General features: G+C 42.3%; 20 protein-coding genes. 13 read left to right on the forward strand and 7 right to left on the reverse strand.

Annotated elements, in window-relative coordinates:
* Positions 1-253: 253 nt before the first annotated feature.
* Both G493_RS0116320 and coaD read right to left on the reverse strand, forming a co-directional pair.
* Complete coding sequence (locus G493_RS0116320; RefSeq protein ID WP_205623702.1) at positions 254-1,159, reverse strand: DMT family transporter; 906 nt, start codon at positions 1,157-1,159, stop codon at positions 254-256.
* Positions 1,160-1,400: 241 nt separating this feature from the next.
* Entirely contained in the window at positions 1,401-1,910 is a 510-nt protein-coding gene (gene coaD, locus G493_RS0116325; RefSeq protein ID WP_028581256.1) for a pantetheine-phosphate adenylyltransferase, read from the reverse strand.
* 295 nt (positions 1,911-2,205) lie between these two features.
* Between coaD and G493_RS0116330 the strand changes: the two genes are divergently transcribed.
* From G493_RS0116330 to G493_RS0116355, 6 genes are all read left to right on the forward strand, one after another.
* Entirely contained in the window at positions 2,206-2,394 is a 189-nt protein-coding gene (locus G493_RS0116330; RefSeq protein ID WP_028581257.1) for a hypothetical protein, read from the forward strand.
* A 378-nt stretch (positions 2,395-2,772) separates the two neighbouring features.
* Positions 2,773-3,540 (forward strand): M15 family metallopeptidase, encoded by a 768-nt coding sequence (locus G493_RS32370; protein ID WP_084813619.1) that lies wholly within the window; start codon positions 2,773-2,775, stop codon positions 3,538-3,540.
* A 397-nt stretch (positions 3,541-3,937) separates the two neighbouring features.
* On the forward strand, positions 3,938-4,747 hold the full coding sequence (thiD, locus tag G493_RS0116340; protein ID WP_028581258.1) for a bifunctional hydroxymethylpyrimidine kinase/phosphomethylpyrimidine kinase: 810 nt from the start codon (positions 3,938-3,940) through the stop codon (positions 4,745-4,747).
* 32 nt (positions 4,748-4,779) lie between these two features.
* Positions 4,780-5,520, forward strand: coding sequence for an ABC transporter ATP-binding protein (locus tag G493_RS0116345; protein ID WP_028581259.1), 741 nt, complete (start codon positions 4,780-4,782; stop codon positions 5,518-5,520).
* On the forward strand, positions 5,517-6,269 hold the full coding sequence (locus G493_RS0116350) for an ABC transporter permease (RefSeq protein ID WP_028581260.1): 753 nt from the start codon (positions 5,517-5,519) through the stop codon (positions 6,267-6,269). Before G493_RS0116345 ends, G493_RS0116350 begins: the two co-directional genes overlap by 4 nt.
* Positions 6,266-7,216, forward strand: coding sequence for an ABC transporter substrate-binding protein (locus G493_RS0116355; protein ID WP_028581261.1), 951 nt, complete (start codon positions 6,266-6,268; stop codon positions 7,214-7,216). Before G493_RS0116350 ends, G493_RS0116355 begins: the two co-directional genes overlap by 4 nt.
* 176 nt (positions 7,217-7,392) lie before the next feature.
* Here G493_RS0116355 and G493_RS0116360 read toward each other — a convergent pair whose 3' ends face one another.
* Positions 7,393-8,250: a hypothetical protein gene (locus G493_RS0116360; protein WP_028581262.1), complete on the reverse strand. Its 858-nt coding sequence runs from the start codon at positions 8,248-8,250 to the stop codon at positions 7,393-7,395.
* 252 nt (positions 8,251-8,502) lie between these two features.
* Between G493_RS0116360 and G493_RS29690 the strand changes: the two genes are divergently transcribed.
* From G493_RS29690 to G493_RS29695, 3 genes are read left to right on the forward strand one after another with little or no spacing between them, the layout of a single operon-like run.
* Positions 8,503-9,156 (forward strand): 3'-5' exonuclease, encoded by a 654-nt coding sequence (locus G493_RS29690; protein WP_051309393.1) that lies wholly within the window; start codon positions 8,503-8,505, stop codon positions 9,154-9,156.
* A 13-nt stretch (positions 9,157-9,169) separates the two neighbouring features.
* Positions 9,170-9,487 carry a hypothetical protein gene (locus G493_RS35005; protein WP_028581263.1) on the forward strand — a complete coding sequence of 106 codons (318 nt, stop codon included), beginning with the start codon at positions 9,170-9,172 and terminating at the stop codon, positions 9,485-9,487.
* Positions 9,488-9,521: 34 nt separating this feature from the next.
* Positions 9,522-10,439, forward strand: coding sequence for an AEC family transporter (locus tag G493_RS29695; RefSeq protein ID WP_232363781.1), 918 nt, complete (start codon positions 9,522-9,524; stop codon positions 10,437-10,439).
* Between the two features lie 26 nt (positions 10,440-10,465).
* On the opposite strand, the gene G493_RS0116380 is transcribed toward G493_RS29695, so the two are convergent.
* Positions 10,466-11,428, reverse strand: coding sequence for an NADPH:quinone reductase (locus G493_RS0116380; RefSeq protein ID WP_028581264.1), 963 nt, complete (start codon positions 11,426-11,428; stop codon positions 10,466-10,468).
* Between the two features lie 93 nt (positions 11,429-11,521).
* Complete coding sequence (locus tag G493_RS0116385) at positions 11,522-11,908, reverse strand: RidA family protein (protein ID WP_028581265.1); 387 nt, start codon at positions 11,906-11,908, stop codon at positions 11,522-11,524.
* 204 nt (positions 11,909-12,112) lie between these two features.
* On the opposite strand from G493_RS0116385, the gene G493_RS0116390 reads away from it, so the two are divergent.
* The 4 genes from G493_RS0116390 to G493_RS0116405 all read left to right on the forward strand — a co-directional run bounded on the left by G493_RS0116390 (position 12,113) and on the right by G493_RS0116405 (position 17,202).
* Positions 12,113-12,694, forward strand: coding sequence for an isochorismatase family protein (locus G493_RS0116390; RefSeq protein WP_028581266.1), 582 nt, complete (start codon positions 12,113-12,115; stop codon positions 12,692-12,694).
* Positions 12,694-14,028, forward strand: coding sequence for a nicotinate phosphoribosyltransferase (locus G493_RS0116395; RefSeq protein WP_028581267.1), 1,335 nt, complete (start codon positions 12,694-12,696; stop codon positions 14,026-14,028). The genes G493_RS0116390 and G493_RS0116395 overlap by 1 nt, the downstream gene beginning before the upstream one ends.
* A gap of 790 nt (positions 14,029-14,818) precedes the next feature.
* Positions 14,819-16,546 (forward strand): hypothetical protein, encoded by a 1,728-nt coding sequence (locus G493_RS0116400; protein WP_028581268.1) that lies wholly within the window; start codon positions 14,819-14,821, stop codon positions 16,544-16,546.
* A 407-nt stretch (positions 16,547-16,953) separates the two neighbouring features.
* Complete coding sequence (locus tag G493_RS0116405; protein ID WP_153306553.1) at positions 16,954-17,202, forward strand: hypothetical protein; 249 nt, start codon at positions 16,954-16,956, stop codon at positions 17,200-17,202.
* Positions 17,203-17,373: 171 nt separating this feature from the next.
* Here the strand turns inward: G493_RS0116405 and G493_RS0116410 are convergent, their stop codons facing one another.
* Both G493_RS0116410 and G493_RS0116415 read right to left on the reverse strand, forming a co-directional pair.
* Entirely contained in the window at positions 17,374-18,348 is a 975-nt protein-coding gene (locus G493_RS0116410) for a ParB/RepB/Spo0J family partition protein (RefSeq protein WP_028581270.1), read from the reverse strand.
* 45 nt (positions 18,349-18,393) lie between these two features.
* Positions 18,394-18,684, reverse strand: coding sequence for an integration host factor subunit alpha (locus tag G493_RS0116415; RefSeq protein ID WP_028581271.1), 291 nt, complete (start codon positions 18,682-18,684; stop codon positions 18,394-18,396).
* Position 18,685: the final 1 nt, after the last annotated feature.

Raw genomic sequence — 18,685 nt, forward strand, 5'->3', positions numbered from 1 at the left:
GCATTGAGTGAGGATTTTCAATCGATTTGCCCGTTACCGAGGCAAAAGACGCAAAAATCTTTTGTCAGAACACTGCTACGCATGGTCGCGTAGGGGAATCTACTCATAGGTGAGACGAATAAGCTTGGAGATTTACTGCATTTGTAACTGGTACAGGGTGCCTGAAGTTTTTGCAAACAGGCTGGCTACGTATTGGGTCATATGTAAAGCCAGGCTGATCGCGGAAAGGTCTTTGCGCTGTGAGCAGTTACGTTTAATCAATAGATCTTGAATGAGTAGATGCTCCTTTGGCATAAAGAAGCAATCCCAATGAGCATCCCAATATGCCTATACCTTCGTGCAGGATAAGTGGTTCCTGCAGAAATATCCAGGCAAGTATTGATGTCATAACCGGTACTGTGGACATAAAGAGTGCTACAGTCATAGTACCGAGGTGACGGATGGCATAGGCCACGCAAGTTAACGCGATTATATTGACTAAAATTCCCTGATACAGAGATTGGCAGATGATATCGTTAATGTTGGCAGTGGTGAGAGATGTTGGCAGAAAAAACCATATCGGCAGAAAAAGGCCTACATTAATTACCGGCACGACAAGAAGAACATCTTTCCAGGTAAAATGCCAAAGTCTTACGCCTGTCATATGTATCGTATAGATTGAGGCTGCACCAAGGAGGAATACAATACCCGTGAGATGGTCCCTGGAAAAGATATCTGAACCGGCCATGATAAGATTGGCCAGGCATATTAATACAACCGCTGCCCACTGCCTGATGTATAGCTTTTGTCGAAATATACACCATGCAACTATTGCTCCCATAACAGGTAACATCCCGTTAACAAGTACGCCCGCATGGGCGGCCTTTATTTTCTGTAAACCATAAAATGATAACATGGTATACGGAAAGCCCACCCCCACTCCAACGAACAGGTATTGGTAAAAACGAAATTTTGCCCATGGATACGTCAACAGCCAGGGTGAAACACAGAGTAGTGCTGTACAATATCGGAGTAAAGTGATATCAGCCGGTAGCAGGTTGGTATGAACACCATAGCGTGAAATGGTAATCCAGCCAGACCAGATGCATACCACAAGGGTGGCTGCTAAATACGGAATTGCCTTATTTGTATTTTGATGGAAAGGGTACAGGGAAATCACATGGTATGTTTGGGTGGAATTTTTTCGTGTCTAGTTTGTACATGGGAGAGTCTGGAATAAACTGCCGTTCATAGAGCGATTCTCCGGTGATAGAAAAAATGTGCTTGAAATCAGAAGATGTATTTGTGATCAACTGCTGAGTGATGAGTTATCGTTTGTCTGCTGGAAGGGAAACCGTCCATAGCAAGAGCAGTTTGCGGCATGAGGCAAGTTGCTATTCTTGTGCAGTAATATATATGCATCAAAAGAGATGTCTGCTTCTTTGCCCGCCAAATTTTTTTAACATACGCCGGTACACAGGTTCTGGGACATATTGTTTGATAATTTCCTCCCAGCAGTCAGCTCCGACCAATCCTTTAACCAGACTGGAACTGACTTCCACCAGATCGCGGGGTGACATCATGAATATGGTCTGAATGTTGTTATTTATGTTGCTATTCACGTAGCGCATGCCACGTTCGTATGTGTAGTCCCCCTCGTTGCGAATACCTCTGAAAATATAATCTGCACCTACCGATTCGGCGTATTTTACTAAAAACTTATTTTCAATGGTCACTACTGTTACATTGGTGTGTCCCTCACACAGTTCCATAATCATTTCAAGACGTTCGTCTAAAGTAAATGAATAGTGTTTGTGTGCATTTTCTCCTACGGCGATGAAAAATTTATCAAACAGTTTCATCCCCTGTTCGAACATCCACAGGTGTCCATTGGTAGGAGGATCATAACTACCAGCGTAAATACCAATCATATCTGCGCCTGATCAAAATTTTTTTACTGAACAGATTTTCCCACTTCCCCAGGTGAGCCTTTTAGATGGTGAGCGAACCTACTCAGTGTTTTCACAGCTGTCAATGTTTACCCGGATATGTTGTGATTTTTTTAAAGTCATCTCAATGACAGGATCAAATATGAGAGTCTTTTGACTTGGGAAGAGGGAAGACGTACAATGTTATTGAGTGGGTTTTCGTCTTTGTCATTCTATCTGCTTTGTCTTTGTAAAAGGCAAAGATTCTCTTGGATCGTCGCTATATTGAGAACGTTCTATGGAAAAACCAGACTATCTCACCAATGAACACCTTGTCTACTTTGATAACCTGTTGGATGAAGCCAAAATGTCTTCATTTACGGCTAGTCAACTCTTTATGCACCGTTTTCCGACCTTGAGCCTTGACCAGGTCAATACCATCCTTACATATTGGCTCTATAGCTATTCAGAAAGAAAACATTTTTGATGTGCCTTTTTTAGGGAAGTGGCAAAAAATACTTGTCATATTTTGTCGGGTTCTCAACTCATTCTTGTAACTGTTTCAAAGGCTTACTGCAGTCAGTATGTAATCATTGCGGCAGTCATGCGAATGAGCCAGTATCTTGTGCACTTTTTTTGGATAATTAAGTTTTTCTGCAACTCTTAAAATCGGGAAAATTATGTTAGTTCTCTGGAACTTATGAAAAATATTATGTAAATTGGGTGGAGCCTAACTGGCCGAAGTAAAGAAGGTTATTGCTCCTTTGTGCATGGAGTTTTTTTGACATCGAGTATGTAAGATCTATCTTGGCATGTAGTAATGCCCTGGTGACTGACATTGTTTCGTAACATTCGGATTACCTATATGTTCTATTTATTAGTTTTTCTTGATCGGAAGCTAACGCATTTGTTTAGCCTATTTTTCCCTCTTTTATTGCTGTCTTGTACAGGTAGTCTGCAGCAATCCACCTCTCAGTCGGCATCAAAAGTTGTGCCCGAAATACAAGCACAGACCATTAAAAGGCAAGCTCCTCAACATGAAGAATTAACCAAGGAAACAATTCCTGAACTGGATTCTAGCACGGTTAAAAATGTTGCATCCGGAACAGACACGAAAGAACACCTCCTGCTTAGAGGGCAGGAATATGAAATTCCTAGGCAGTGGATGGGCAAAAGGCTTGCTTCCCCTGTTTTTACTGCTGCTGATTTGGAGATGATTCCCAAAGATTTGACCTTTAATGGTACAAAACTCTTCTTGCTTCCTGAAGCTAATGTGGCCCTGCAAAAAATGGCAGAGGCTGCATCTGCCAATGGTTTACATCTGAAAGTACATTCTTCGTATAGGAGTGAGTGGTTTCAGCGAAAAATTTTCCTTAAAATGATGAAAGAAGGGCGTCCTTTCGAAGATATTGTCAGATACGTGGCTCCTCCTGGATATTCTGAGCATATGCTCGGGACTGTTGTAGACTTTTATCCAAGTAATTGGGAGTTTGCCCAAACAGCAGCTTACAGTTGGCTACAACAACATGCTGAGGAATTTGGTTTTTATGAGAGTTATCCTCAAGACCAACCTGAAGATATGCCCTGGGAAGCATGGCACTGGCGATGGTTTCCGTCCGATCTCAGTAATTAAGGGACGCGGGAAAAGTGAGAATGAGTTGAGAGAGCAATAGGATAGGATACATTATTTTGTCCGTGACCCTAAAGCCTCTGAATAGGCATAATTGTTAGGAGCCTGTCGGAGAAAGCTCTTTTACCTTATATTTATGTTATTTTTCAGAAAATCAATGCTTGCAATATCCAAGTATATGGCTGTGCTTGATTGATTTCCTGAAAATATCTTAATCTGAGAAAAAATAGCAATTCTCCGACAGACTCCTAGGTTTAGTATTTTAAATATATATTCAGTGTGCTATTTCCTCCCTGACACAGTAGATGATGTGGAGTAAAAAAGGGATAAAGCAAATACTCCTGAAACCTGAATACGGCTGTTTCGTGTTTTCTTTCGAATAGCAGCCATGGATCTAACCATGACAAAGACATATCGACGAGTATTGACCATAGCTGGTTCTGACAGTGGAGGCGGTGCTGGAATTCAAGCTGACTTAAAAACCATATCTGCAAACGGCTGTTACGCCATGAGTGTTATTACTGCTCTGACAGCACAAAACACTGTCGGTGTAACGGGAATTCATCCTGTCCCGGTGGATTTTGTCTGTGAGCAGCTGGACGCTGTCCTTTCCGATATAGGTGTGGATGCCATTAAGATAGGCATGCTGTTTTCTCCTGAACTTATCATCGGTATAGCTGACAAGTTACGTTCATTTGAGGTTGATACAATAGTCCTTGACCCGGTAATGGTTGCCCAGAGTGGTGACAAACTGTTGCAGGATGAAGCCATTGATGCCTTAAAGCAGCATTTGATTCCAATGGCAACACTTATTACACCCAACCTTCCAGAGGCCTCTGAACTGCTCGGGTACCGCATTACTTCTTTGGACATGCCGGATCTGGCTGCCAGGCAACTTTGTGAGCTGGGATGCCGTCACGTACTGCTTAAAGGAGGACATTTGGAGACAGAAAATAGTGACGACTGTCTGTATAACGGTCTGAATAATGAGATAACATTTTTCCCTGCTAAGCGTATTACAACCAACAACAATCATGGTACAGGTTGCACGCTGTCTTCAGCCATTGCCTCGCAGTTAGCTCTTGGGAAAACAGTAGAAAATGCGGTTGCTGAGGCAAAACAGTATGTTCATGGCGCGATCCAGGCTGGCGCCGAATATACAATAGGTCATGGACATGGTCCTGTTCATCACTTCTATCGTTTTTATTGAAATGTTTGAAGTTGAGTTCTGGAATGTACAATATGAGTGCTCCTGCGGTACGTTTTCAAAAAGTTGGCCTTGTCTTAGGCAGGCAAACAATTTTTCGAGACCTGACTCTCGATCTCCCTGCCGGTAAATGCAGTTGCCTGTTAGGTCCAAGTGGGTGCGGTAAATCAACTTTACTCAGATTGATTTCCGGAGATCCTTCGTATGCGTATAGTGGAGACCTCATCATCGGCACAGATCCACATCAGCAGCATAAGGTGGCATGGATGAGCCAGAATGATCTTTTGCTGCCGTGGATGACATTGCAGGATAATGTTTTGCTGGGCAGCAAGTTGCGGGGTGAAGTAACTGAAGAGAGGCAGGCTCTCGCTGCAGAACTTATTGAAAAAGCGGGGCTAAAGGGGTGCGAACAGGCTCTTCCCAAGCAATTGTCTGGAGGAATGAGGCAACGCGGAGCTCTGTTAAGAACACTGATGGAAGAGTGTTCCATCTTGCTGATGGATGAACCATTTTCAGCATTGGATGCATTGACCAGAGTGAAATTGCAGAATCTTTCAGCTGAAATGATTAAGGGAACGACAACGGTGCTTGTCACCCATGACCCAATGGAAGCATTACGTATGGGGCAGGTTGTTCTGGTGCTGTCAAAAGCACCCGCATCTGTGTGCAGCATTCTTGAATTGGATGGAGAACCGCCCCGTGACCCGGATGATGTGGAAATTCATAAGCACTACGGCCCATTGCTTCATCAACTGATGCAGGAAAGCGTATTGTGAAGTTAGCTCGATTCATTATTCTTGCTTTCAGCAGCCTGTTGTTGTGGCAGGTCTTGGTTTGGAGCACGGGCATCCCCGTTTACATTCTGCCTGGCCCATGGGTAGTATACAAGGCAATTATTAGTCACTGGTCACCATTAATCCAGCATTTGGGCACCACTTTTATGGAAATTGTGCTTGGTCTGGTCTTTGGTATTGTTTTAGGCAGTTGTTCTGCACTTGCCATGACACTGCTGCCGGGGTTGCGAAGGTGGATGCTTCCAATGTTGGTAGTCAGTCAGGCTGTACCTGTGTTTGCCCTGGCGCCAATTTTAGTGTTGTGGCTTGGGTATGGCATGGGATCCAAAGTGGCCATGGCTGTGCTCATTATCTATTTTCCGGTCACCTCTTCTTTCTTTTATGGGATGCAGCGTACAAATCCTGACCTTCTGGAACTTGCCAGGGTTATGGAGGCCAAACAGCTTGCTGTTTTTCGCTTTATTATTATTCCTGCTGCAATGCCTGCCTTTGCATCAGGGGTCAGGGTTGCTGCAGCTGTTGCCCCTATTGGTGCCATTGTGGGAGAGTGGGTGGGATCCAGTTCCGGGCTAGGGTTTTATATGCTGCATGCCAATGCCCGAATGCAGGTTGATGTTATGTTTGCAGCATTGACCTTGCTTGCCGCAGTTTCCTTGACTTTATATTTTAGCATTGATTTTTTACTCTCTAAAATCCTCTATTGGGAATCAAAACAGGGATATATGATATGAAAAAATCCTTAATTGTATTTGTTTGCGGTATCTGGGCGCTGTGTACGATGAGTATGCCTGTACATGCACAAGAGAAGGTAACTGTTCTTCTCGACTGGTTTGTTAATCCTGATCATGCCCCACTTTTTATTGCTTTGGAACAAGGTTATTTTAAAGAGAAAGGCCTTGATGTCGAGCTCATTTCACCGTCAAACCCTAATGATCCTCCTAAGCTTGTAGCGGCTGGTAAGGCAGATATTGCTGTTTCCTATCAGCATCAGCATCAGATGCAGGTTGATCAGGGGCTCCCGTTGGTTAGAATTGCCACGTTGATAGCGACTCCACTAAATTCTCTGGTAGTGTTAGATGACGGCCCCATTAAAACCATTGCAGACCTCAAAGGTAAAACCATAGGGTATTCTGTAGGTGGTTTTGAAACTGTGTTGCTCAAAGTTATGCTGGAGAAACATAATTTGACCTTGGATGATGTCACTCTGGTGAATGTGAATTTTTCGCTTTCTCCGAGCCTGTTCACCGGTCAAGCTGATGGAGTCATTGGGGCTTTCAGAAACTTTGAGATTAACCAAATGGCGATAGAAAAGCGACCAGGGCGAGCATTTTATGTAGAAGAATATGGTATCCCTGCATATGACGAGCTTATTCTCGTGGCCAATAAGAAATCACTGGCTGATCCTAAATTGCGTAAATTTGTTGATGCTCTGGAGCAAGGCGTGCAGTATCTGGTCAACCATCCTCAGCAAAGTTGGCAGCTATTTATCAAGGGAAATCGTTCGGATCTGGATGACGAATTAAATAGACTGGCCTGGAAAGATACGTTACCGCGTTTTGCGCTGCGCCCTGGCGCACTTGATAAAAAACGGTATAAACGTTTTGCTGAGTTTATGCTTCAACAGCAGACAGTTAAAAATGTTCCTCCCATGGAAGAATGGGCAGTGGAACTCGATTGATGAATGGACAGAAAGGCAGAGATTTATCTGTTTTTCCTTTTTGAATTGTTTTTGTTTGTACCGCGTTTGAAAAGATTTCGGGCATAAAGTCATAGCTGCCATACTGCTGCTTTATGCCCGGATGAAGGTCAGGTTTTTGAGGTCTTTTTTTTAAGGTCATGAGAAAACTTGGGATGTTAAGAAGTGACCATGGCCTCAAAACAGTTTTTACAATGCTCTTCCATGTTCAGAATACACGCACGAAGGCCTTGTTGTATCGTGGTAAAATCATCATATTTCTGGCAAGATAATAACAACCCATACATACGGAGGACATTTTTTTCACCTAACCACTGGTCTAGAATTTGAACGGGGTAGTCTTCATCGATGGAAGATGGTGCAGGTTGATTCTGATAAAAGGCAAGTTCTCCCAAATAGGAGGCCAGGTCATTGAAGAGCTCCCATAGATTTTCACGCAAGGCCGGACTGTCTGTTGTTTTTGTTAACTGCTCCAGGCGGTTAAGTACAGGTGTTGTTTGAATATTGATTCCACTGAATGTGTAGTGACCATCTTTTGGTGATTCCTCTCCATGTGTTTCGTGCCAGTTCATCAGCAAGTATGTTCGTGTACTGATTTTACGTGCCTGAAATTTTGTCCATAAAAGAAATTCAAAATAATAGGTCTGGATGAGTTTATCTTGATTAAAGGTGTAGAGATGCCCGTGATCTTTGAAAAAACGAAGGAAGTTATACAGGTGAATGAGCTCTTTGCTCAATGAGTAAACATATGAGATGCCCTGGATAAGTTCTTTGTTAAGAATGATTTTATGTTTTGCTGTGCGGTTGTTAGGAAAAATTACCACCCCACGATCATTTTCTGTGCCCAGAATACGTTCCGGGTCAATAAACTCTTCGCATTCTGATTGAAAATTTTCTGTTCTAATGACAGGCAGATCTGTGGGAAGCGAAAAAATATCGAGCTCTTCTTGGGTAATAAACCGTAACGCCTTTTGAATCTTCTTTTTTTCTTGACTGGAAAAATTAAAAAACTCCATGTTCTTCCTCGTTAGTGGGTATCGATCCTGAGATGAGGGATACAATCTTGATTTTCAGAGGCTAAAGATGCCTTCTCTTAAGCAAGAGTCCTCATTATGGGCAGACTTGTATCTACAGGATTTAAAAATACTGCATTCACTGAAAAATTACACTGTCTTATTGAGAGGCTTGAGTTTGGCGCATTATAAGTTGTTTATGGTACAATTCGACATGATATTTACAATGTAACAGCTCTATGGATTGCTAATATAATGAAAACAGAATCGGTTATTGTCTTTGATTTTGAGACCACCGGTGGATCGATTTCTGGGGGTGACCGCCCCATTGAAATCGGTGCGGTACGAATTGAAAAAGAATGTATTGTGGAACGGTTTCAAAATATTATGAATCCGGGGTTCCCTATCACTTCGTTTATCGAATCCCTGACCGGAATTTCCAGTCAGGCTGTGGAAGAGGCTCCTGATTGCGAAGTGGTTATGGAAAAATTCGCCCGTTTTATTGGAGATCATCCTTTAGTGGCGCATAATGCCTCCTTTGATATAAAATTTCTCGATAATGAGATGTCATACCTGCAGCAATACAGGCAAAATGAATTTGCCTGCTCAATGCTTGTGGCAAGACGTATTTATCCGGATGCTCTCAACCATAAACTTCGATCCCTTGTTGAACACTGTGGAATACAGACTGATGACGTGTATCATCGTGCATTGGCAGATGCTGAGAAAACAGGTCTTCTCTGGATTGCTATGGTCAACTATCTGAAACAGATGTATGGTCTTCAAGATGTTCCATTCCATCTAATGCAAAAGGTTAGTAAGGTGTCCAGGCGTAAATTGGATTCTCTGATGGATACGTATAAGCAACAGGAAAAGCACACTGCGCTGTCCCTCTTTCCCAACAACTGATAGTACTATTGATATGAAACAGGTCCCTGTTGAGAGAAATCAAACAGTTCGTCAGCAGCTTCTGACATTATTAGAGGAAGATGTTCTCGGTGTTCGGGAGCTTTCACAACATCTTCAAATTACAGAAAAAGAGGTTTACAGCCATCTCGAACATATAGAACGAGGGGTGAAGGCAAGTGGCAAAAGACTCAGGGTAGAACCTGCCCGCTGCCTGTACTGTGATTTTGTTTTTGAAGACAGAACCCGTAAAAAAACACCTGGAAAATGTCCCGTCTGTCGAAAGACGAGAATTCAAAGACCACAATTCACCATTGTTAGTAGTAGTACATAATTCTTAAAATGATCTGTCAATCAAAAGGCATATTATGGTTCTGAACGCACTGTTTCCTGTATTTGCCCTGATTCTCACAGGTATACTCCTTCGTCGCATTGGAATCGTAGAAAAAACCTTTTTTAGAAACAGTGACCGACTTGTGTATTACGTTCTTTTTCCGGTCATGTTGTTTTGGAAAATTGGCGCTGCATCACTGGCGCAAGGGAGCGAGTGGCACTACCTGATTGCCTCGCTATGTGCTGTAACAGCAGTTTTTTTTCTCAGTCTCCTATTCATTCGCTTGACCAGGATGAATGCATATAAAGCTGGAACCTTCAGCCAAAGTTGTTATCGCTTTAATACATACATCGGTATGGCTGTGGTTATTAACCTGTTTGGGGAAAAAGGAGTTCAACTGTTTGCAATTTTGGTTGGAGTTCTCATTCCAATAATTAATGTCATGAGTGTGGGAGTTCTTGTCTGGCACGATAGCAGTGCAGAAAAGGTATCGTCTCGTTTGGCATCAACAATGAAGACGTTGATGACCAATCCCTTAATCCTGGGTTGCCTGGCCGGGATAGGCTATGCGCATTACATCGGAGGATTTCCACAATACATCGATAATTTTCTTCGGCTGCTTTCTTCTACCACTCTTCCTCTAGCTCTTTTCTCCATAGGTGGTGCACTTTCGTTTCAGAGTGCACGTGATAATGCCATTCTGGCTGGTTTGGGTGCTGTAATCAAACTGGTTTTTCTCCCATTAACAGGGTGGTTTTCTCTTTACCTTTTTCATGTGCAGGGGATAACCTGGCAGGTGAGTATGCTCTTTTTTTCTTTACCTGCTTCCACTGCCATATATGTGCTTTCTGCACAGTTGCATTCAGACACCGAGCTTGCTTCTGCTGCTATAGTTCTTTCTACCCTCAGTGCATTTTTTACCATGTCTGTTCTTATCACCTGGATCACATAGACAGATCCCTGTCAGCAGACATTTGGCTATGGAGTGAGGAGAATTTTACCACACTTACCGTTCGCCATAACCTGTTGATGTGCTTTACAGGCATCCTCAAGGGAGAAAACCCGGGCAATCACCGGTTTCAGGGTACCTGTTGTCAGAGCAGCCTGAATTCCTGCCTGTGCTTGTTTCAATTCCTCACCTGTACTGTTAAACAATGATAAGCCACGAATATCGAGTTCCGGTCCCATGGTAGATCTGGGGTCGAACGTAATTGTTCCGCGGCTGCCAATAACCACTACTCGACCACGTGGGGCAAGTAATTCCATGTCTCTAGAAAGGTTGACATTGGCAAGCATTTCCAGGATGAGGTTGAATCGATTATTTTGTAGTTCTTTCTGTAATGTACTTAAATATTCCTGTTCTCTATGATTCCATACGCCAGATATGCCAAGGCTTTTCAATCTGTCTATTCCTGCCTTAGTACCAGCTGTGCCGTAAACTTTTAGCCCTGCGGCTCTAGCCATCTGCACAGCGCACATGCCCACAGAACTGCTGGCGCCATGAATAAATACTTTTTCTCCCGCTTGGGCACAGCCCCTGATAAATAAGGCTCGCCAGGCAGTTGTGGCTGGTACACCCAGGGAAGCGCCTTCCTGAAAACTGATTCCATCCGGTAAATGAAAAACCTGGGATGTTTTGGCGGTTACCCGTTGCGCGTATCCACCGGAGATGGTTCCGCAGGTATATACACGAGTTCCACAGGTGAAAGACGGTTCTTGCGATCCACATTGCTCTATTATACCTGCAACATCGGATCCGGGAATGTACGGTAGACTTGGGAGCACAGGGTACTTTCCGCTACGTATATAGGTGTCAACAGGATTGACGCCTATTGCCTTAACCTTGATCAATACTTCGTCTATTGCAGGAGTCGGCCTGTCAATGTCTGTGTATTGTAGCACTTCTGGTTGGCCAAATTTAGAGACTTGAATTGCCTTCATCGGACCCTCCTTGATAATAGGAATTCTTCTCTTGAGAGAGGATCATTTATTTGCAAGAGACTGTTGATAAGACTATCCACGGATAGCCAAAGTTCATACTGTAAGAACGGCAATAGCTTCGATTTCTACCATCACATCTTTTGGCAGGCGGGAGACCTCTACACAGGATCGTGAGGGTGGATTGGAGTCAAAATATTTTCCATAAACTTCGTTAAATTCAGCGAAGTCATCCATGTTTTTCAAAAAGCAGGTTGTTTTAACGATGTTTGATAGATTCCCACCGGCATTTTCTACAATTGTTCGCAGATTTTTCATAACCTGTCTGGTTTGCTCTGTAATGGAAGTTCCTACAATTTCCATGGTTGCTGGATCAAGAGGAATCTGTCCCGATGTATAAAGAAAGTTAGTAACCAGTACTGCCTGTGAGTATGGGCCAATTGCAGCAGGTGCTGCATCTGTGGCCAGTATTTTTTTTTCCATGGTGAAACCTTATAGTACCTGATGGGTGATGGTGAGAGAATGGTTATTGTCAGAGTAACACTGAATTGTCTTCTGTACAAATACCAGTATGGTGGAGAACGGTTTTGAGTTCTCAGCAAAAGAGCTATTGGAAATTCTGTCTTATCGGGATACGTTAATTCCTGGTTTAAGTTTGTAAACCTTATAGCCTGAAAGGAGATAATTATGACAGGTACAACAGGTCCGAAAGATGCTTTACTTCTTGTCGACCTCCAAAATGATTTTTTTGAGCAGGGGCGTCTGGCTGTTCCCGGTTCGAATGCTTGTATTTCTACGATTAATTCTTACATAGATTTATTTACAACAAATCAGCTTCCTATCATAGCCACTCGTGATTGGCATCCTGCAGACCATTGTTCATTTGTTAGCCAGGGAGGAATTTGGCCGGAGCATTGCATAGCTGGTAGTTCTGGAGCAGCATTTCACGCAGAGCTCAATATTCCCTGTTCCATACACATCATTTCCAAAGCAACCAAAAAAGACGCCGATGCCTATTCTGGGTTTGAGGGAACAGATCTCAAAGACTACCTAAGTTCTCAGGGGATTCGACGACTGTTTATTTGCGGTTTGGCAACAGACTACTGCGTATTGGCGACTGTCAAAGATGCCTTGGCCAACAGGTTGCATGTTGTGGTGCTTGTGGATGCAATCAAAGCGGTAAACGTACAACCTGACGATGGTGATCATGCCTTACAAAGTATGCAGGAGCTCGGCGCTGAGCTGATTAGACGAGAGGAGCTGTTTTGATGGGGATTGAGTCGCCTTTGCTAACAGATTTATACCAGTTGACGATGATGCAGGCCTATCTTGATCATGGAATGCAAGACACTGCAGCTTTTGAATTTTTTGTGAGACGCCTGCCAAATGAAAGAAATGTTCTTGTTGCAGCTGGCCTGGAGCAGGTCATCGAATATCTGCAAGAGTTGCATTTTTCAAGTGAAGAGTTGGCGTATCTGGGCTCAACAGGTTTTTTTCATGAACGTTTTCTGGAGTATCTTCAAGGGCTGCGGTTTACAGGTGATGTGGATGCCATGGCTGAAGGGACCTTATTTTTTGCCGATGAACCAATTATACGTATAACGGCTCCTTTGCCTCTGGCTCAGCTTGTTGAAACCAGAATTATCAATCTGTTACAATTTCAAACAATGATTGCTTCCAAGGCCTTGCGTATGCAGCTTGCTGCTCCAGAAAAGCTGCTTGTTGATTTTGGGTTGCGACGGAGCCATGGCGCAGAGGCAGGGCTTTTAGCTGCGCGGGCTGGTTATATTGCGGGTCTTCACGGAACCGCCACTGTTCTGGCAGGTATGCGTTTTGATATTCCTATCTATGGGACCATGGCCCATTCCTATATCCAGGCACATCAATCTGAACAAGATGCCTTTCGAAATTTTGCAAACAGTCATCCTGACAATGTTGTTTTATTAATTGACACATATGATACTCTTCAGGGGATACAACGTGTCATTGAGTTAGCCCCGGCACTTGCGAAACAAGGCATTGCAGTCAAGGGGGTACGGATTGACAGTGGCGATCTTGCTCTTTTGAGTAAGCAGGTACGGCGGGCACTCGATGATTCAGGGCTTGACAAGGTTAAGATAATGGCGAGCAACAGCCTTGATGAGTATGCCTTACGGCAGCTCGAACAGCAAAATGCCCCAATAGATGGATATGGAATAGGGACCCGTCTGATTACTTCCTCAGACGCACCATATCTCGATTGTGCGTATAAAATGGTTGAATACAAAGGTCAGGGGAAAAGAAAAAAATCTGCAAGTAAGACAACTTGGCCAGGTCGTAAGCAGGTATATCGTTATTATGACGAAGACGGTTTCATGCAGACAGATACCCTGGATCTTGATACGGAAAGTCAATCTGGCAAGCCATTACTTGCACCGGTTATGCGTCAGGGCAAGGTAGTTGAGCAACAACCAGAACTTACAGAAATTCGTGATTATGTAAGCAAACAGATATCCACTATGCCAAAGGATATGCTGGCATTGGATAAAAGCACTGCCTATCCTGTTTGTGTTGCAGAAAATCTCCAAAGATTGGCAGCTCAGGTTGATCAGGAAATTGTATGAAGTTTTAACGGAAGTCCAATGCTTTGGTTGTGTTCACCTGATGGCCTGATAAATAGTGTCTGTCCACACATGGTATTCTGGACCAATTTTGGCATTATGCTCACAGTTTTTCAAAGGTAAGCGTAGGCTCCGATATGAGATATATGACTGCGGTAACATTTTTCATTTGCCTCGGAGGCTACGTTTACCTCAACTTAAGGGTCACGGAAAAAATAAATTATCCAATCTTGTTTGTCTCTCGACTCGGTAACGTAGTCGCGTCAATGGCTCAATACGGCCAACATGGAACCTTTGACGCTACGACGTTACCAAACCGATATCCTACGCAATTTTTGTATATTTATTATTTTCCGCGCCCCTAGGTAAACCATCTTTATTGTGGGCTCTGGCTAACTCTTTGTAATTCTATTTTTTTATCTTTTCCGCGCCCAACATATGGATTTTTGATTGCCCATAAAAATAACAATATGTTGCGATAAATGGCTGTGCTCCATCAGTATAATTGATCCCACTGTAGTTCGGTACAGTTGCATGCTGTGAAGCTATCAAGTTACAGCAAGATATACTGAAAAAGTCAGTGCTCTTTTCTCTGCCCCCCCTCCCATTATGATTTCACCAGTGTGTCAAGAGATTGCAATAATAAATAACCAACGGAAATATAACAAATTGTTAACAAGCGTTGGCTATGTAGTACAATATAAAGAGCCATTTCTTCCTGTAATATAATCTTATTTACTGCATAGAGTTACGCCTTTAACCATCATAATTTTCGTTAACAATCATATTTTGCATGGATATATTTCTCATAGATGCCATAGGTCCTTTTTTCAAAGGGTATAATAAGAAAAGGATTAATTGGTCAAAAATTCCCTTTCATTATTTGGATCTCCAGGATCCGCAAACACGGCAGGAACATTTTAAAAATATAAGAGAAGAGCTCAACAGATTTTCTGCAGCCGTGAGTCAGGAGGGCTATAATTATCTCAGCCTTGATGATGTCGCTCATCTTGCACCTGACAGGTTTCATAGCAGGGAAATTAACAGCCTTATAGGCATGTACCAGCAAGAATATGATCATTTGTTTGAGATCATTTACAAGTATGAACTGGGCTGCTTTCTGACTATGGACATTCTTTCCTTTTCATTAGACCTTCAAAAACAACTAGGGCATTCTTTTGAACTGCAACTGGAGTACATTTGCAGGCAAATTCATTCAATCTTTCTTCGTTTTCCATGCATATCTGGTGTTATCCTGCGGGTAGGAGAAAGTGATGGTACTGATGTTCAGGGTGTATTCAGAAGCGAACTTATTCTTAAAAAGCCAAGTCAGGTGAACAGGCTGCTACATCGTCTGCTACCTGTATTCGAACATTATGATAAACTCCTCATCTTAAGAACATGGACCGTTGGTGCGTATAAACTTGGAGATTTTATCTGGCACCGGCGAACCACCGCAAAGGTACTTGAGGGAATAGTCAGTCCTTGCTTTATTCTTTCAATGAAATTTGGAGAAACTGACTTTTTTCGATACCTTCCTCTAAATAAGCATTTTTTCAGGTTACCCCATGTCCAAAAGATGATTGAATTTCAGGCTCGTCGAGAATACGAAGGTTGTGGAGAATACCCCTCTTTCATCGGGTGGGATTACCATGATTATGCCGTGCAGTTACAGGAAGCAGAAAATCTCGCAGGCATCTGCGTCTGGTGTCAAACTGGTGGTTGGGTACCTTTTCGTCGATTGACTTATCTTGAACCTGAAGGGTTTTGGAATGAATTAAACAGCCACGTTACTGTACAGATTTTTAGATATGGTACATCTGTTGAGGCTGCTATTAGAAGTTTCTGTGTAAAAAAACAGATAACACAAGTAGAAGAATTTACACGTCTGCTACAACTTGATGATCTAGTTATTAAAGATTTGCTGTACATACGCGAGCTGGCTGGAAGAAAATTTTTTTTTCGCAGAATTCGTATTCCACCTCTTCTCTCTGTGTTCTGGAATACAATATTTATCAATCATTCTATCCGGAAGATTTTACAAGCACTGACAGTTTGTCCTCAACAATGCCTGATCGAGGCGGAGCAGGCGTTGCAAAATCTGGAAGAAATGGAGATTTGTGCAGAAAGGGCAGGAGTGTCAGTGGAAGATATCCTTTTTATGAAAGATACTTTTGCAATTTTAGCCCTGGCCCGGAGATATTATTATGAACCATATTCTGAGGATATCCGTGTACAGGTAAAAGAAGCAAAAAAAGCTTATAAGCGTAAATATCCTAAAAGCAGGCGGTATAGATACCGCATCAAAACGAATTATACCCCATTTCCTCTCCAGGGCAGGTATTTGAAGCTGCTGTTAAAATTAGCATTAAGAAAAAAACGGGGATACAGGCTCCTTGATCATTTGGTGATGTTACATTTTTTAGCTCTTCTTTTCCGCATACTCATTATGCATCGGCCAAAAATGATACCCAAATTTGCTCGTAAACATGCAATGGGGATTGAAACTATCTTTAAGTAATACTGTCTTTCAGTATGGAGAGTTCATGGTCGAAAGGAGTATTTGTAGCATGGGAAGGGTAGCTAAAAATACACTCGCATGAATTCACATACAGTATATATTATCAGACCATTTTGAAGACATTGTCGCAGATAATAAAAAAAAGATCACTTTTTTTTAAGCTTTGTCTGAAGCAACGAGCGTGTTGGCAATGCTCAATAATATAGTTTTTGTCTATGATGTTTTGGGGAGTCATTCCATTGATCATACGATTCTTTGTTTACAACAAAGCCATGATTTGATAGGGATATAGCGCGTTGCGCATCGCTTGGTTGACGTAACCTGAGGATAGTGAATTTTTTTAAAGTAAAAAAATAAATAAAGCAAACTGTCTCCAGGTAGATGTAAAAGGAAAAAAGGAGGAATGTATGAATATCAAATCACTTGCAGGCTATTCAATAATCTTGATTACTACGGTTGTTTTCATTGGTTGCAGTGTATCTGTTGCTGCGGATTGCAAAGGGCTGGAACAAGGAAAATGCGAGGATAGCAGTAGTTGCACGTGGGTTAACAGTTATACAACTCAATCCGGAAAGACAGTGTCTGCATATTGCCGGAAAAAAGGAGGCAAAAGCAATACTTCGACTGCTGGTAAAACATCAACTGATAAGAGTTAAGCGTTGTCTCCTGTTATGGAAAAAATATTGAATAATTACAAAAATATAGCTGTTTGAGTAAGGCGAGTGTCGTGTTTGTCGTATGCTGAACAGTGAATTTGTCATTTTCAATTTTCATAAATGCGGGCTGAGAATATATCGTTCATTATGCTTGGCCCGCACCTCATTTTATTACTTTGCGATCAAGGTTTTAGCCAGTTCTAAGTTTTTAATTAATTTTTTGCGATTTGCAAATTGTATCATTAAAGAGCAGCTGTCATTTTCAAATGATTGACAAGGGGACAGGTGCATGCCTGGCGGCAAATGAAGGCCATCCGCAAAGGCTTCAAATTCTTTTGTAGCTTCATAAAGATGAGGAGTATGGCGTTTTTCGATATATTCCAAAAATCTTTTGGCTAGTTGCGGAGTGTTTTTGGGATCAGTTTTCTTGGCAGTTTCTTCCCACTCTTGACATAGAATTTCAGCAGAAGTGTTTTCACGTCTGATCAAATCCATCATTCTACGTATCATTTGCTTTTGTTTTGAGCCGGAAAGAGTGTATTGCTCAATGTAGTGAATGAGTATAGAGGAGTTTGCTAAAGAAAGTGTACATAATTGCAGCGCAGAATGTGTAGAAAGTGTTCCGCTGTGGAGAGGGCGGAGAATCTGCCTGCCTGCAGAAGCGAGGGTCAAAAAATTTTTCAGCGTTCCTTTGCCTGGTTTGTACCCCATGGCAACCATCAATTGGTCAATTTCTTCTTTGTCTAGATGACGTGAAGCGTCTTGCAAAAGTAGTGCTTCCATAGCCGGAGTCAGCCCACGTTCTTTGAATATATGACAGAGAAACAAGTAATACTGTACTGGTATAAGTGAAGATGCAATGATGGCACACGGCAGCATCTGCAATCCTAATTCCTGTGTGGCTAAAAGTATTTCAAGGCCAAAGACGAGTTCATATTGGTTATGATTTGTTTCGCGAACCAGTGGCGGGTTGATAACTCCAAACTGAGCAATGCTATTTTGAACGTCTTTGGAAGGAGCATCAGGTATGAGCTGTGCAAAAATACAGGGCTCAACTGTAATTTTATTTAATGATAAATGTGTATAGTGCAACATTGATTGCAAAAATGTTAGTGTAGAAAAAAGAAAACAGGATCCATTTATCATGAACCCTGTTCATTACAGACAATAAAAATAGTGAAGAGTGTTTACTCAGGAAGAACCATTTATACGAGTTCGTAAAATACCTGATGGCTTAAAGGTTACCACTCTTCTGGCATCAAGAATAAGTTCGTTGCCTGTTTGAGGATTTCGTCCTCTTCTTGATTTTTTGTCTTTGATGTTAAATTTTCCAAAGCCACTTAGTAGCAGATCCTGTCCTTTTATCAAAGAGCTCTTGGAAAGATTGAGAAAAGTTTCAACAGAGTCAGTTGATTGTGACTTCGTGAGTGTAGGGTGCTTTTTGTACACTTGCTGCACTAAGTCAGCTTTTGTTAGCGTCATG

Origin of the sequence: Desulfogranum japonicum DSM 18378, from assembly GCF_000429945.1 — a bacterium.
Classification (GTDB): Bacteria; Desulfobacterota; Desulfobulbia; order Desulfobulbales; family Desulfobulbaceae; genus Desulfogranum; species Desulfogranum japonicum.

Coding starts and splice junctions, on each gene's coding strand:
- coaD (WP_028581256.1), bottom strand. CDS start 1,910: ATGATTGGTATTTACGCTGGTAGTTATGATCCTCCTACCAATGGACAC.
- G493_RS0116330 (WP_028581257.1), top strand. CDS start 2,206: ATGGAAAAACCAGACTATCTCACCAATGAACACCTTGTCTACTTTGAT.
- G493_RS32370 (WP_084813619.1), top strand. CDS start 2,773: ATGTTCTATTTATTAGTTTTTCTTGATCGGAAGCTAACGCATTTGTTT.
- thiD (WP_028581258.1), top strand. CDS start 3,938: ATGACAAAGACATATCGACGAGTATTGACCATAGCTGGTTCTGACAGT.
- G493_RS0116345 (WP_028581259.1), top strand. CDS start 4,780: ATGAGTGCTCCTGCGGTACGTTTTCAAAAAGTTGGCCTTGTCTTAGGC.
- G493_RS0116355 (WP_028581261.1), top strand. CDS start 6,266: ATGAAAAAATCCTTAATTGTATTTGTTTGCGGTATCTGGGCGCTGTGT.
- G493_RS0116360 (WP_028581262.1), bottom strand. CDS start 8,250: ATGGAGTTTTTTAATTTTTCCAGTCAAGAAAAAAAGAAGATTCAAAAG.
- G493_RS29690 (WP_051309393.1), top strand. CDS start 8,503: ATGAAAACAGAATCGGTTATTGTCTTTGATTTTGAGACCACCGGTGGA.
- G493_RS35005 (WP_028581263.1), top strand. CDS start 9,170: ATGAAACAGGTCCCTGTTGAGAGAAATCAAACAGTTCGTCAGCAGCTT.
- G493_RS29695 (WP_232363781.1), top strand. CDS start 9,522: ATGGTTCTGAACGCACTGTTTCCTGTATTTGCCCTGATTCTCACAGGT.
- G493_RS0116380 (WP_028581264.1), bottom strand. CDS start 11,428: ATGAAGGCAATTCAAGTCTCTAAATTTGGCCAACCAGAAGTGCTACAA.
- G493_RS0116385 (WP_028581265.1), bottom strand. CDS start 11,908: ATGGAAAAAAAAATACTGGCCACAGATGCAGCACCTGCTGCAATTGGC.
- G493_RS0116390 (WP_028581266.1), top strand. CDS start 12,113: ATGACAGGTACAACAGGTCCGAAAGATGCTTTACTTCTTGTCGACCTC.
- G493_RS0116395 (WP_028581267.1), top strand. CDS start 12,694: ATGGGGATTGAGTCGCCTTTGCTAACAGATTTATACCAGTTGACGATG.
- G493_RS0116400 (WP_028581268.1), top strand. CDS start 14,819: ATGGATATATTTCTCATAGATGCCATAGGTCCTTTTTTCAAAGGGTAT.
- G493_RS0116405 (WP_153306553.1), top strand. CDS start 16,954: ATGAATATCAAATCACTTGCAGGCTATTCAATAATCTTGATTACTACG.
- G493_RS0116410 (WP_028581270.1), bottom strand. CDS start 18,348: ATGATAAATGGATCCTGTTTTCTTTTTTCTACACTAACATTTTTGCAA.
- G493_RS0116415 (WP_028581271.1), bottom strand. CDS start 18,684: ATGACGCTAACAAAAGCTGACTTAGTGCAGCAAGTGTACAAAAAGCAC.